The organism is Cellulomonas sp. P24 (assembly GCF_024704385.1).
GTDB lineage: Bacteria > Actinomycetota > Actinomycetes > Actinomycetales > Cellulomonadaceae > JAJDFX01.
Genome location: NZ_JAJDFX010000002.1, coordinates 4,237,879 through 4,250,541 on the forward strand (window position 1 = coordinate 4,237,879; position 12,663 = coordinate 4,250,541).

A 12,663-nucleotide genomic window follows, 5' to 3' on the forward strand; every position below is an offset into this window, starting at 1 on the left:
CGCCCCATCCTCCTCCCCCGCGCTGACGACTACCTGGGTGTGTGGACGGACGCTCAGCCGATGATCATGACGAGGTCGCCGCCCTCGAGCTGCTGGACCGCTCCGATCGCGACCCGCCGGACGCGCCCGCCGACCGGGGTGGTGATCGCGGCTTCCATCTTCATCGCCTCGACCGTCGCAACGGTCTGCCCCGGTTGCACGGTCTGCCCCTCCTGCACCACGGGTGTCACCGCACCGGCGAACGGTGCGGCGATCTGGCCGGCGTGCCCAGGGTCGGCCTTCTCGGCAGTGACGACGTCCACGTCGATCGCCCGGTCTCGTACCTGGAGCGGACGGAGCTGCCCGTTCAGGGTGAACATCACGGTGCGCAGACCGCGTTCGTCAGGTTCCCCGATCGCCTCGAGGCCGACCAGCAGCCGCACCCCCTTCTCCAGCTCGATCTCGACCTCCTCCCCCGGGTTCATCCCGTAGAGGTGGTGGAGGGTGCTCAGCACACTGACGTGACCGTACGACGCACGTGTGGCCTCGTACTCCTTGGTCGGGCCGGGGAACAGCAGGTGGTTGAGCCGGTCACGGCGAGACGTCGATCCACCGGCCAGGTCGCGCTCGTCCTGCTCGGTGAGCGGGGTGACGCCCGGGCGCGCCACTCGGCCGGCGAGGGCACGCGAGCGGAACGGCTCGGGCCACCCGCCTGGCGGGACACCGAGCTCACCGGCCAGGAACCCCACGACGCTCGCCGGGAGGTCCGTGCCCTCAGGCTGCGCCTCGAATGTCGCCGGGTCGGCACCGCGGGCGACCAGGTGGAGCGCGAGGTCACCGACCACCTTCGACGACGGCGTCACCTTGACCGGCCGGCCGAGGATCCGGTCGGCTGCCGCGTACATGAGCTCGATCTCCTCGAACCGCGCGCCGAGGCCCAGAGCGATTGCCTGCTGCTTGAGGTTCGAGAGCTGACCGCCGGGGATCTCGTGGTCGTACACCCGGCCCGTCGGACCGGGGAGACCGGCTTCGAAGGGGCGGTAGAGCCGCCGCACGGCTTCCCAGTACGGTTCGAGGTCGCACGCCGCCCGGAGGCTCAGACCGGTGTCTCTCGGGGTGTGCTCCAGAGCCGCGACGAGGGCCGACATCGACGGCTGGCTCGTCGTCCCTGCCATGGCCGCGTTGGCGACGTCGACCGCGTCGACCCCTGCCGCCGCGGCAGCCAGCAAGGTCGCCACCTGGCCGCCGGCCGTGTCGTGCGTGTGCAGGTGGACCGGCACGTCGAACCGCTCACGCAAGGCCGTGACGAGGGTGGTCGCGGCCGAGGGGCGCAGGAGCCCGGCCATGTCCTTGATCGCGAGGACGTGCGCACCGGCCTGGACGATGCGCTCGGCAAGAGCGAGGTAGTAGTCGAGGGTGTAGAGGTCCTCGGCCGGGTCGCTGAGGTTGCCGGTGTAGCACAGCGCGACCTCCGCAACGGCGGTGCCCGTCGACCGCACGGCGTCGATCGCCGGACGCATCTGCGTGACGTCGTTCAGGGCGTCGAAGATGCGGAAGATGTCGATCCCCGTCGTCGCTGCCTCCTGCACGAACGCCTCGGTGACCCTCGCCGGGTACGGCGTGTAGCCGACGGTGTTCCGTCCGCGCAGCAGCATCTGCAGTGCGAGGGTCGGCACGGCGTCACGAAGGGCCGCGAGACGCTCCCACGGGTCCTCCCCGAGGAACCGCAGCGCGACGTCGTACGTGGCACCGCCCCACACCTCGAGGCTGAGCAGTCCCGGGAGGAGCCGTGCCGTGTACGGCGCCGCAGCGACCAGGTCGGACGTGCGCACCCGGGTGGCGAGGAGGGACTGATGGGCATCGCGGAACGTCGTGTCCGTCACGGCGAGGGCCGTCCGGCCGCGGAGCTCTGCCGCGAACCGTTCAGGGCCGAGCGCGCGGAGCTGCTGTCGAGACCCGTCCGGCGGCGCGGCACCGAGGTCGAGCTCGGGCAGCTTGGACCGCGGTTCGACGGAGTCGGTCGGCCGCGGTCCGTGCGGACGGTTGACCGTCACGTCACCGAGGTAGCTCAGCAGCCGGGTACCGCGGTCCGCGCTCGTCCGTGTCTCGAGGAGCACGGGGCGCTCGTCGATGAAGCTGGTCGACAGCTGACCCCCGACGAACCCCGGATCGGCGAGGACCGCCTGCAGGAATGCGATGTTGGTGCGGACGCCACGGATGCGGAACTCCGCCAGTGCGCGCCGCGCGCGGGCCACCGCCGTCGGGAGGTCACGGCCACGGCACGTGAGCTTGACCAGCATCGAGTCGAAGTGCCCGCTGACCTCCGACCCGGCCGACGCGGTTGCGCCGTCGAGCCGCACTCCTGCGCCGCCCGGAGACCGGTACGCGATGATCCGTCCGGTGTCGGGTCGGAAGCCGTTCGACGGGTCCTCGGTCGTGATGCGTGCTTGCAGCGCGACCCCGTTGACGCGGACGGACTGCTGACTGATGCCGAGATCCGCCAGGCTCTCACCAGCGGCGATGCGCATCTGGGCCTGGACGAGGTCGATGTCGGTGACCTCCTCGGTCACGGTGTGCTCGACCTGGATCCGCGGGTTCATCTCGATGAAGACGTGCTGCCCCGCTCGCTCACCGACCGTGTCGACGAGGAACTCGACCGTGCCGGCGTTCTGGTAGCGGATGCTCCGCGCGAATGTCACCGCGTCGCGGCACAGCAGGTCCCTCAGCGCCGGGTCGAGATCGGGGGCAGGGGCGATCTCGATCACCTTCTGGTGACGGCGCTGCACCGAGCAGTCCCGCTCGAACAGGTGGACGACCTCGCCGGAGGCGTCCGCCAGGATCTGGACCTCGATGTGTCGCGGACGGAGGACCGCGCGTTCGAGGAACACGGTCGGGTCGCCGAACGCGCCATCCGCCTCCCGCATCGCGGCGGCGAGCGCACCGGGCAGGTCCGCGGGAGTCTCCACACGGCGCATCCCGCGACCGCCGCCACCCGCCACCGCCTTGACGAACAGCGGGAACCCCACCGTCTCCGCCGCCCCGAGCAGAGTCGTCACGTCGGCAGACGGCGCACTGGACGGAAGGACGGGGATCCCCGCGGCGCGCGCCGCCTCGAGGGCCTGCACCTTGTGGCCGGCGAGCTCGAGCACGTCAGCCGGAGGACCGATGAACGTGAGTCCGGCGGCGACGCACGCACGGGCGAGCGAGGGGTTCTCCGAGAGGAACCCGTAGCCGGGATACACCGCATCGGCACCGGAGTGAAGGGCGACACGGACGATCTCGTCGATGTCGAGGTACGCGCGGACGGGATGTCCAGGTGTGCCGATCGGGTACGACTCGTCCGCCTTGAGACGGTGGACGGAGTTCCGGTCCTCGTGCGGGAACACGGCGACCGTCCGGGTGCCGAGCTCGTACGCCGCACGGAACGCCCGCACCGCGATCTCGGCGCGGTTGGCGACAAGCACCTTCGAGAACACGTTCCACCCACTCTCGGTCATCGAGATCACCCACGCTAGCGGCGGGTGCGGCGACGGCACCGAACGGTCCGGACCGTGGGCGTCGGCCCGTCGCGGTTCCGGTACCGTCGCGTTGATTGTGCTCGGTCCCGCCGTGCGCGACTACGGTGTACCCGTGCTGGTCCTCGGTGTGTGCAGCCTCAAGGGTGGCGTGGGCAAGACGTCGGTCACGCTCGGGCTGGCCTCGTCCGCCCTCGCCCATGGCATCAGCACCCTCGTGGTCGACCTCGATCCGCAGGGTGACTGCACGATGGCTCTCGGTGTCCCCCAGTTCGGGATCCCGGACGTGGCAGGTGTTCTCGCGGACCCGTCGCCGGAGACGGTCCGTGGCACCGTCGTGGCGAGCGGATGGGCGCCGCACGGGCTCGACGTCCTCCCGGGCTCGGCTCGGTCGGCCCTGCATGACGGTCCGGACGACGACAGCCAGGAGCTCGACCGCCTCTCGTACGCGCTCTCGTGGCTCTCCGGCTACGAGCTCGTGCTGGTGGACTGCCCGCCGTCGCTCGGTGGGCTCACGCGCGCGGGACTGCGGGCATGCGACCGGGCGGCGGTCGTGACCGAGCCCGGGTTGTTCTCGGTGATGGCGGTCGGCCGTGCACTCCGGACCATCGACGACCTGAGACGTGGACCGGCGCCCGCGCTCCAGCCCCTCGGGATCGTGGTCAACCGCGTGCAGGCCCGGTCGAGCGAGCAGAGCTACCGGCTTGAGGAGCTCCGCAACCTCTACGGGCCACTGGTGCTCACGCCGAGCGTCCCCGAGCGGGCGGCGCTCCAGCAGGCGCAGGGTGCGGCGCAGCCGGTGCACACCTGGCCGAGCCGCGCATCCGCGAACCTCGCCGCGGTGTTCGACGCTCTCCTCGAGCGTGCACTCCGGGCGCCTCGCTGACGTGGCAGAAGCCGCGCTCGAGGCAGACATCGACCCCCAGGGGTCGTGGCCTCAGCCCGCCGTGCGCGCCTGACGACGAAGACTCAGCTCGTCCTGGGCCGTCTCGCTCGCCGAGGCGCCGGCACCGTCGTTGTCGGCACGTTCGGTGGGCAGCGCCGCCAAGGTCCCCTCGACCTCACGCCACACCCGGCCGACAGCGATGCCGAACACACCCTGGCCGCCCTGCACCAGGTCGATGACCTCGTCGGCCGAGGTGCACTCGTAGACGCTCGCACCGTCGCTCATGAGCGTGATCTGGGCGAGGTCGTCGACCCCGCGCTCGCGCAGGTGCGACACCGCCGTGCGGATCTGCTGGAGCGAGACACCGGTGTCGAGCAGGCGCTTGACGACCTTGAGCACCAGGATGTCCCGGAAGCTGTACAACCGCTGCGTCCCCGACCCGGTCGCCGGTCGCACGGTGGGTTCGACGAGCCCCGTTCGCGCCCAGTAGTCGAGCTGGCGGTAGGTGATGCCAGCGGCACGGCACGCCGTGGGGCCGCGGTAGCCCGTCGTCGTGTCGAGGTCCGGGAGCTCGTCACCGAAGAGCAGCCCCTGCGCTCGTTGAGGAATGCCGCCGGAGGCCTCGATGCTCTCACCGCTGCCGCTCACGCGTCCTCCGCTCCGCTGGTGCACCCGACCGTCCGGCGGGTGCCGTCCTCCCGCCGGTGTGTGCGACCGGTGGTCGCACGCGTGTCGGGGAGGATGACTACCTGAACGCTAGGCCCGGCCCACAGGGGCGTCAACGACGCGGGCCCCGCAGGATTTCGGCGTGTCGCGGCAGGCGTGTCTCACCTTCAACCGGAAGGTGAAGGATCTGTCGACGACGGGCCCTCCGTGCCCGGCTCGGTGCCGGTCTCGAAGTCCTCCGGGGCGACGCGTTCCAGGAACTCACGGAACTGCTCGACCTCGTGCTCCTCGGTGCCGCCGGCCGCGCTGACCTCGACGCCGGCGACCGCGACGATCACAGCCGAGCACATGACCGGACTCTTCGTCCGGAGCGCGACAGCGATCCCGTCGGACGCACGCGAGTCGACCCGAGCGCCGTTCGACAGGACCAGGACGGCGTGGAACACCCCCCGATCAGGCTGGTGATCTCGACGCGCATGAGCTGGGTCCCGCACGCCTCGAGCAGCGAGCAGATGAGATCGTGCGTCATCGGACGAGGGGGCACGACCCCGGCCTGGACCGTCGCGATCGCACTCGCCTCCGCGGGCCCGACCAGGATCGGGACGACGAGAGACGAGGCCGGGTCGAACAGCAGGACGACGAGCTCATCCGCGGCGACGTGCTGGCGCACACCGACCACCTCGACCGTCACGAGCTCCTCGCCGTTCGCCATGTCACCACGCTACGTGTCAAGGGCCTCGTCGTCGCCGCGAGACTCGGGCGAGTCCGCCATCCGAGGTATCAGGAGACCACTCAGGGCGCGACGTCCGCGACGCCGGCGCGGACGAAGGCCGTGTGCAGACGCGCGCACAGCTCGCCGAGCTCGGCCGCCACCGTTCCCGCATGCGCCCGCGACGACGCGGAGGTCTGACCCCGCAGAGGCGCGACGACCTGCTCCACGAGGTCGACCTGCCGCTCCGCGGCGGCACGGAACGACCGCAGGTGCCGGGCATCGATGCCGTGCTCGCCGAGCGATGCCGCGAGCATCACGATCTCGCGGGCCCATGGCTCGAAGCGGCCGCCCGGCTCGGGCCGGAGCACCCCCGCCGTGACGAGTTCGTCGATCAGCTCGGACGGGACCGCGGCCTCCTCGGCCAGACGGGCCGCCGTCAGACGACCCGAACCCGCCGGCCGCTGGGTCACGCCGTCCTCGGCCGCCAGGCGGGCGTGCGGCAACGTGAAGTCCTCGACCCCGGCGTCGAGCGCGTCGAGCTGCTCGCCGATCACCTTGAGAGGAAGGTAACGATCGCGCTGCTGCCGTAGCACGTAGCGCAGGCGCTCGACATCGGCGGGGCTGTACTGCCGATATCCCGACGGAGTCCTGACGGGCTCGATCAGGTCGTGCTCCTCGAGGAACCGCAGCTTCGAGTTGGTCACCGCGGGGAACTCGATCCGCAGCGCCGCGAGAACGTCCGAGATCCGCATCGTGGCGTGCCGAGAGATGCCCCGTGGCCAGCGCTCGCTCTCCGCGGGCGCGGGGCGGTCTGCCTGCCCGACCTCCGTGGCGGACGCGCTCACCGAAGGCCCGCGCGACCGCTCGGGCCTCGCTGCGCTCACGAGCCGTCCGCGGCGTCGTCCCGCCGCTGATGGTCACGTGCGGGGCTCGGGTGGAACGTCATGCGGTACTTGCCGATCTGAACCTCGTCGCCGGCTTTGAGGATCACGGAGTCGATCCTGTTCCGGTTCACGTACGTGCCGTTGAGCGAACCGATGTCGCGCACGACGAAGTCGTCGAGCTCGCGCACGAACTCCGCGTGCTTGCGGGACACCGTGACGTCGTCGAGGAAGATGTCCGCGGAGGGGCTGCGACCGGCGACCGTCCGCTCGGCGTCGAGCAGGAACCGCGCCCCGGAGCTGGGTCCGCGCTGCATGATCAGCAGGGCCGACGTGCGCGGCAGCGCCGAGACCGCAGCGACCTCCTCCGCCGTCAGACCGATCGGCGTGAGTGCCTCGGGCTCCGTGATGTCGAAGTGTCCGAGGCTGATCGTCGTGTCTGCGCTCGGCCTCTGAGGGTGCGGTGTCTCCGTCACGACGCCTCCTGAGCGCGGGTGCCACACCACCGTGTGGATGAACTGGTCATGGCACAGCCTATGCGCAGGGCCGGGCGGACGGCACTACTCCCGGAGCGGGTCCAGGATCACTTCCCGTCGCCCGAGAGCGGGGTCGCGTACTGCGGTGCCGAGATCTGCTTCACGGCAGTGACCTGGACATCTGCCTTGCGTGCGATCGTGTCACGGCCACCGTCGTGACGTACCGTCGCCATCGCACCCCCGGGGATCTCGAGAGCCGGGGCCATCGTGTCCGGGTCGCCGATCGCGATCCAGGTGTAGGGCGCCTGGATCGCCACGCCGTCCACCACGACGCCGGACGAGCTGTCGGTGAAGTAGCTGCTCGCCGTCAGCCGCTGGTTGTTGAGCTGAACCGCTTCCGCGCCGGCGTTGCGCAGCTCCTCGAGGATGTTGAGCATGTCCATCGCGGGGATGCGCCCGGACTGCTGGACGAGAGTGATCTCGATCCCGGTCCCGTGCGCCGGCAGCCTGCCGGAGAGGATCCCCTGCGTCGCGGCCCGCTGCGTCGCTGCCTGGAGTGCCGCCTTCTGCTTGTCCGACCCGGAGAGCAGCTGCTGACGCGTCTGCTCGAGGGTCGCCGCTTCGCGCTGGAGCTGCTCGTAGCGCTGCGTCGAGTCGTCGAGGATCCGCACGAGGTCCGACTGCCGCAGGTTCGACAGACCCTCGACGCGCGTCTGACGGACCTGCGCGACCACGGCGAACCCGAGCAACGCGCACAAGACGCCGGCCAGGATCTGACCCCGCGACGCCCGGGGTCTCAGTCCGCGAGCGAGCGAACGCCACGCGGACGCGAGCGGCGCGGAGGCCTCGACCCGTGCGTCGTCCTCGACCGTCGGCGGGGTCGCCGTCCTGCCGGAGGCCAGCGGGATCGCGTCGGTCGGGGTGTCGCTGCGGTGGTCAGGCGTCATGTCAGGCCCGGAAGAGGTGACGGCGGATCGCCGCGGCGTTGGAGAAGATCCGGATGCCGAGGACGACGACGACACCGGTCGAGAGCTGGCTCCCGACGCCGAGCTGGTCCCCGAGGAACACGATGAGGGCCGCGACGACGACGTTCGACAGGAACGACACCACGAACACGCGGTCGTCGAAGATCCCGTCGAGCTTGGCCCGAAGACCACCGAACAGGGCGTCGAGCGCCGCGACCACGGCGATCGGGAGGTACGGCTGCAGCTCCGTGGGGACCGTCGGCTCGAGCCACAGGCCCGCCACGACACCTGCGATGAGTCCGAGCACCGCGATCACTGCTAGCTCCCCACGTTCGTCGGCGAGGCCCCCGGTGGACCCTGGGCTGCTGTCTCGCTGTCAGACGATGCCACACTCCCCGTCGGAAGCGCGGGCAGGGTCGCGCCCACGGTGCTGGAGGTGGTCGTGGCGGTCGGGTCCAGCGGCATGGCGTACCGGACCGTGAGCGCTCCGGCTCCGGGCAGCGTGAGGGACTTCACGACCGCGACGTTGGTGCTGATCCCCCAGGTCGTGCGGAGGTACGCGAGCTGCGACGCCGCCGGTGTGCGCGCGAACCGGGTCTGCATCGTCGTCGGGTCACCGATCGCATCGACCGTGTACGGGCCGGTGAGGGGCACGAGGTCGACGAGGATCGCGCTCCCTGCGCTCCGGATCGCCGTCAGCGAGGTCAGACGCTGACCGTTGATCGCGATCGCCTCCGCACCGCTGGCCCACAACGCGTTCACGACCGTCTGGAGGTCGGCGTCCTGCACCATGTTGTCGGCCGGGACGTCGCCCGCCGCATCGGCCGGGGCATCGGCGAGGGACACGCGGAGACCCGGACCGGTGACGGCGGTCGCGCCCGCGGCGACCTCGCCGCTCTTCAGGCGGGCGATGAGTGCCGGGTCCTGAGCAGCGAGCGCCTCCCCTGGAGCTTGACGACCTCGTCGCTCAGGGCCTGGTTGCTGGCGCGGAGTGCAGCAGCCTGGGAGGTTCGTTCGGTGATCTGCTTCTCGAGCAGGGTGCGCGCCGCGAGGACAGCCGGTTCAGGTGCTCTGAGCGAGACCGCCGCGGCAGTGGTCGCGGCACCGAGAGCGACGGCGACGACCAGGACGGTGACGCGGCGCGCGAGCGCCGGGCGCCGGTAGCCCGGGTCGGACCGGTGCGCGGTCGCCTCGGCGTAGCCCGGGTCGAGCGGGTGCCGCATGACCTCGGTCAGGATGCTCATCGAGGCGTCGACGGGACGGACGCTCATCACGTGGCCCCTGTCGCCCCGAGCAGGCGTCGTGCCTGCGTGGCGTACAGGGCTCCGGCCAGCCAGTACAGACCGATGCCCCACCACGCGAACGCCCAGCCGAGCACCAGAGCCGCGGTACCCCAGGCATCGGGACGTTGGGCGAGCAGCAGGAGCGGGAGCGCGTAGAGGAGAGCGAAGGTCCCCGCCTTCCCGACGAAGTGCACCGGAAGAGGGCCGTACCCCCGGTGCGCGAGCGGGAACAGGAGCCCCCCCATGAGCACGTCTCGAAGGACGATCGCGGCGACGAGCCACCAGGGCACGACGTCACGCCACGCCAGGGCCACCAGTGTCACGAGGATGAACAGCCGGTCGGCTGCGGGATCAAGGATCTTCCCGAGCTCGGAGACCTGGTGGAGCCGACGTGCGAGGACGCCGTCGAGCCAGTCGCTCGCCCCCGAGAGCGCGAGCACGACGAACGCCCAGGCGTCGTCGTGCCGGGCGAGGAGGATCGCGAAGACCGGGACGAACAGCAGGCGCACGGCGCTGATCGCGTTCGGGATCGTGACGATCCGCGAGCTGTCCCCCGACTTCGCTGGCACCGTGCCCCTTCGTCCTCATGTGGTCGTCCTGCGTCGGACCTTGCGTGATCTTACGTCGTCAGGACCGACCGGCTCAGGTCTCCCGGTCGCCTTCGCGTGCCGGACCGGCAGGTGTGTCGGTGCGTACGGGATGTGCTTGGCTGGTCCGGTGGACCTTGGCGACCGCGAGACGATCCGGAGACTCCTCACGACCACGCGGCGGTGGGCCGTCGTGGGGTTGTCCGGCAACGAGCGTCGCGCCGCGTTCGGGGTCGCGCGGTTCCTCCAGGAGTCCCTGGCGATCGAGATCGTCCCGGTGCACCCGCGGGCCGAGACCGTCCACGGCGCCCCGGGATATGCGTCCTTGAGCGAGATCCCGGGGAGCATCGACGTGGTCGACGTCTTCGTGCGTCCGGAGCTCGCCGGCGCCGTCGTGGACGAGGCGATCGCGATCGGTGCACGGGCGGTCTGGCTGCAGCTGGGGGTAGTTGACCATGCTGCTGCCGCGCGTGCCCGGGCGGCCGGTCTCGACGTGGTGATGGACGCCTGCCCGGCGATCGAGGCGCCGCGGTGCGGACTCGTGTGAGCGCCGCGATGCGCCGGGACGGCTGACGCCCGCGGCACTGTGGGGGACGTCACCGCAGCGGCAGGGTCGGCGTCCCGTAGGATGGGCCTACTCATGGAGTCTGTCGCTCCCCTGGTGTTCTGGGTCGCGGCGGGATGTCTGGAAGGTACAGGCACCCACTGCCGAGGTGTGTTCGGGATGGCGACCCGTGGGTGGTCCCCCTGACCTCCCACGTGATGCTCCTGCCTCAGCGATCGGTGAACCTTGACGATGCCCTCTGCCCTTGAGACCCCTGTGCCCGCGGACGCGCCCGCGGACGTGACTGCCGTCGGCGATACGACGGAGGCGACCTTCGCGGACCTCGACCTCCCCGAGCCCCTGCTCCGCGCCATCGCACGTCTGGGCTTCACGACGCCGTCCGCGATCCAGGAGCAGGCCATACCGGCACTGCTCGCCGGTCGTGACATCACGGGTGTCGCACAGACCGGGACCGGCAAGACCGCGGCCTTCGGCCTGCCGCTGCTCGCCGCGATCGACCCGGCCGTCCGGCAGGTCCAGGCGGTCGTCCTGACCCCGACCCGTGAGCTCGCGATGCAGGTGGCCGAGGCGATCGAGTCCTTCGCGACCGAGCTGCCCGGGCTCGGTGTCCTCGCGGTCTACGGTGGCTCGCCGTTCCTCCCCCAGCAGCGTGCTCTTCAGCGGGGCGCGCAGGTCGTGGTCGGCACCCCCGGTCGGGTGATCGACCACCTCGAACGACACACGCTCCGGCTCGACGACGTCCGGTTCCTCGTCCTCGACGAGGCGGACGAGATGCTGCGGATGGGCTTCGCCGAGGACGTCGACAAGATCTTCGCGGCAGCGCCCGTCGAGCGGCAGGTCGCACTCTTCTCGGCGACCATGCCGCCGGCGATCCGCGCCGTCGCGGCGAACCACCTCCGCTCCCCCGTCGAGATCGCTGTGACCAGGCAGTCCTCGACGGTGACGAGCGTGCGCCAGACGTACGCGGTCGTCCCGTACCGGCACAAGACCGGTGCCCTCGCCCGGGTGCTCGCGGTGTCCGACGCCGACGCGGCGATCGTGTTCGTGCGGACCCGCGGTGCGGCCGAGGAGGTCGGGAGCGCACTCGTCGAGCGCGGGATCTCCGCGGCCTACATCTCCGGTGACGTCGCGCAGGCCGAACGGGAGAAGATCGTCGAACGGCTGAGGTCGGGTGCGCTGAACGTGCTCGTGGCCACCGACGTCGCGGCTCGTGGCCTCGACGTCGACCGGATCGGGCTCGTCGTGAACTTCGACGTGCCGACCGAGCCCGAAGGCTACGTGCACCGCATCGGGCGCACCGGCCGGGCCGGCCGCACCGGTGAGGCGCTGACGTTCGTGACGCCGAACGAGCAGGGTCGCCTGCGGTCCATCGAGAGGATCACGCGCCAGAAGCTCCAGGAGGTCGCCATCCCGTCGCCGGCCGCGGTCTCCGAGCACCGCGTGCTCCAGCTCCTCGGTCGCGTGGCGCAGCGGACGGAGGCGGGCCGGCTGGACCTGTACCGGGAGGCCGTCGCCGTCTTCCTCGCCCAGAACCCCGGCACGGACCCGATCGACCTGGTGGCCGTCATCGCGGCTCTCGCGGTGGGTGACGACGGGCCTGTCGCCCGTCCCGCGAACGACGACCTCGACGACGCCCTGAGCCGGGCACGGCTCTCCCCCGAGCACGACACCCGTTCCGGCAGCCAGGGTGCGCGGGCCGACCGGAGCCCGAACAGGCGCCCGTCGACCGGTACCCGGTATCGACTCGCGGTCGGCCACACTCACGGTGCGCAGGCCGGCGCGATCGTCGGGGCGCTCACGAACGAGGGTGGGCTCGTCGGCAAGGATCTCGGCAAGATCGACATCTTCCCGAGCTTCAGCCTCGTCGAGATCCCTGGCGGGCTCACGCCTGACGCGTTCGACCGCATCTCTCGGGCCCGGGTCGCCGGGCGCCCGTTGCGCATCCGTCTCGACGACGGACCGCCGGAGCGCGGCACGCACCACGCCCCGGCTCGTCCCTCGGGCCCGGGCACGCACCGCGCAGGCGACCGCCGTCCGAACGACGCGCACACGGGAGACCGGCGTCCCACGACGGATCGACCCGCTCGCCACCACGGCAACGTGCGCTGATCAGCTTCTGGGAGTCTCGCCCCGGTTCTGGACCGCCAC

General features: G+C 71.2%; 13 protein-coding genes and 1 pseudogene. 3 read left to right on the plus strand and 11 right to left on the minus strand.

Going from position 1 to position 12,663, the window contains the following annotated elements; all coding sequences use genetic code 11:
- Positions 1-53: 53 nt before the first annotated feature.
- Positions 54-3,455: a pyruvate carboxylase gene (locus tag LJB74_RS19750; protein WP_259310426.1), complete on the minus strand. Its 3,402-nt coding sequence runs from the start codon at positions 3,453-3,455 to the stop codon at positions 54-56.
- 154 nt (positions 3,456-3,609) lie between these two features.
- On the opposite strand from LJB74_RS19750, the gene LJB74_RS19755 reads away from it, so the two are divergent.
- Complete coding sequence (locus LJB74_RS19755; protein ID WP_259310116.1) at positions 3,610-4,380, plus strand: ParA family protein; 771 nt, start codon at positions 3,610-3,612, stop codon at positions 4,378-4,380.
- Between the two features lie 51 nt (positions 4,381-4,431).
- Here LJB74_RS19755 and LJB74_RS19760 read toward each other — a convergent pair whose 3' ends face one another.
- The 10 genes and pseudogenes from LJB74_RS19760 to LJB74_RS19800 all read right to left on the minus strand — a co-directional run bounded on the left by LJB74_RS19760 (position 4,432) and on the right by LJB74_RS19800 (position 9,932).
- A complete protein-coding gene (locus LJB74_RS19760) occupies positions 4,432-5,028 on the minus strand; it encodes a MerR family transcriptional regulator (protein ID WP_310650879.1) in 597 nt (198 codons plus the stop codon).
- Positions 5,029-5,213: 185 nt separating this feature from the next.
- Positions 5,214-5,396, minus strand: a complete 183-nt coding sequence (locus LJB74_RS20730; RefSeq protein ID WP_396125245.1) for a hypothetical protein — start codon at positions 5,394-5,396, stop codon at positions 5,214-5,216.
- Positions 5,397-5,414: 18 nt separating this feature from the next.
- Positions 5,415-5,758, minus strand: a pseudogene (locus tag LJB74_RS19765) (bifunctional nuclease family protein); the annotation flags it as partial.
- Between the two features lie 80 nt (positions 5,759-5,838).
- Positions 5,839-6,603: a MerR family transcriptional regulator gene (locus tag LJB74_RS19770; RefSeq protein ID WP_259310117.1), complete on the minus strand. Its 765-nt coding sequence runs from the start codon at positions 6,601-6,603 to the stop codon at positions 5,839-5,841.
- Positions 6,604-6,638: 35 nt separating this feature from the next.
- Positions 6,639-7,115 carry an FHA domain-containing protein gene (locus tag LJB74_RS19775; RefSeq protein ID WP_396125205.1) on the minus strand — a complete coding sequence of 159 codons (477 nt, stop codon included), beginning with the start codon at positions 7,113-7,115 and terminating at the stop codon, positions 6,639-6,641.
- 107 nt (positions 7,116-7,222) lie between these two features.
- Complete coding sequence (locus tag LJB74_RS19780) at positions 7,223-8,062, minus strand: DUF881 domain-containing protein (RefSeq protein WP_259310118.1); 840 nt, start codon at positions 8,060-8,062, stop codon at positions 7,223-7,225.
- Position 8,063: 1 nt separating this feature from the next.
- A complete protein-coding gene (locus LJB74_RS19785) occupies positions 8,064-8,396 on the minus strand; it encodes a small basic family protein (RefSeq protein WP_259310119.1) in 333 nt (110 codons plus the stop codon).
- A 2-nt stretch (positions 8,397-8,398) separates the two neighbouring features.
- A complete protein-coding gene (locus tag LJB74_RS19790) occupies positions 8,399-8,926 on the minus strand; it encodes a DUF881 domain-containing protein (protein WP_259310120.1) in 528 nt (175 codons plus the stop codon).
- A gap of 53 nt (positions 8,927-8,979) precedes the next feature.
- The gene (locus tag LJB74_RS19795; protein WP_259310121.1) at positions 8,980-9,351 is read right to left on the minus strand and encodes a hypothetical protein; all 372 of its coding nucleotides are present in this window, start codon (positions 9,349-9,351) and stop codon (positions 8,980-8,982) included.
- Positions 9,351-9,932 carry a CDP-alcohol phosphatidyltransferase family protein gene (locus tag LJB74_RS19800; RefSeq protein ID WP_259310122.1) on the minus strand — a complete coding sequence of 194 codons (582 nt, stop codon included), beginning with the start codon at positions 9,930-9,932 and terminating at the stop codon, positions 9,351-9,353. Before LJB74_RS19800 ends, LJB74_RS19795 begins: the two co-directional genes overlap by 1 nt.
- A gap of 148 nt (positions 9,933-10,080) precedes the next feature.
- Here LJB74_RS19800 and LJB74_RS19805 point away from each other — a divergent pair, with 148 nt between their 5' ends.
- Positions 10,081-10,497: a CoA-binding protein gene (locus LJB74_RS19805; protein ID WP_259310123.1), complete on the plus strand. Its 417-nt coding sequence runs from the start codon at positions 10,081-10,083 to the stop codon at positions 10,495-10,497.
- A 249-nt stretch (positions 10,498-10,746) separates the two neighbouring features.
- The gene (locus tag LJB74_RS19810) at positions 10,747-12,624 is read left to right on the plus strand and encodes a DEAD/DEAH box helicase (RefSeq protein ID WP_259310124.1); all 1,878 of its coding nucleotides are present in this window, start codon (positions 10,747-10,749) and stop codon (positions 12,622-12,624) included.
- Positions 12,625-12,663: the final 39 nt, after the last annotated feature.

Excerpts from the sequence above, each read along its gene's own strand:
- LJB74_RS19780 (WP_259310118.1), bottom strand. The coding sequence starts at position 8,062 with ATGACGCCTGACCACCGCAGCGACACCCCGACCGACGCGATCCCGCTG.
- LJB74_RS19795 (WP_259310121.1), bottom strand. The coding sequence starts at position 9,351 with ATGAGCGTCCGTCCCGTCGACGCCTCGATGAGCATCCTGACCGAGGTC.
- LJB74_RS19810 (WP_259310124.1), top strand. The coding sequence starts at position 10,747 with ATGCCCTCTGCCCTTGAGACCCCTGTGCCCGCGGACGCGCCCGCGGAC.
- LJB74_RS20730 (WP_396125245.1), bottom strand. The coding sequence starts at position 5,396 with ATGTGCTCGGCTGTGATCGTCGCGGTCGCCGGCGTCGAGGTCAGCGCG.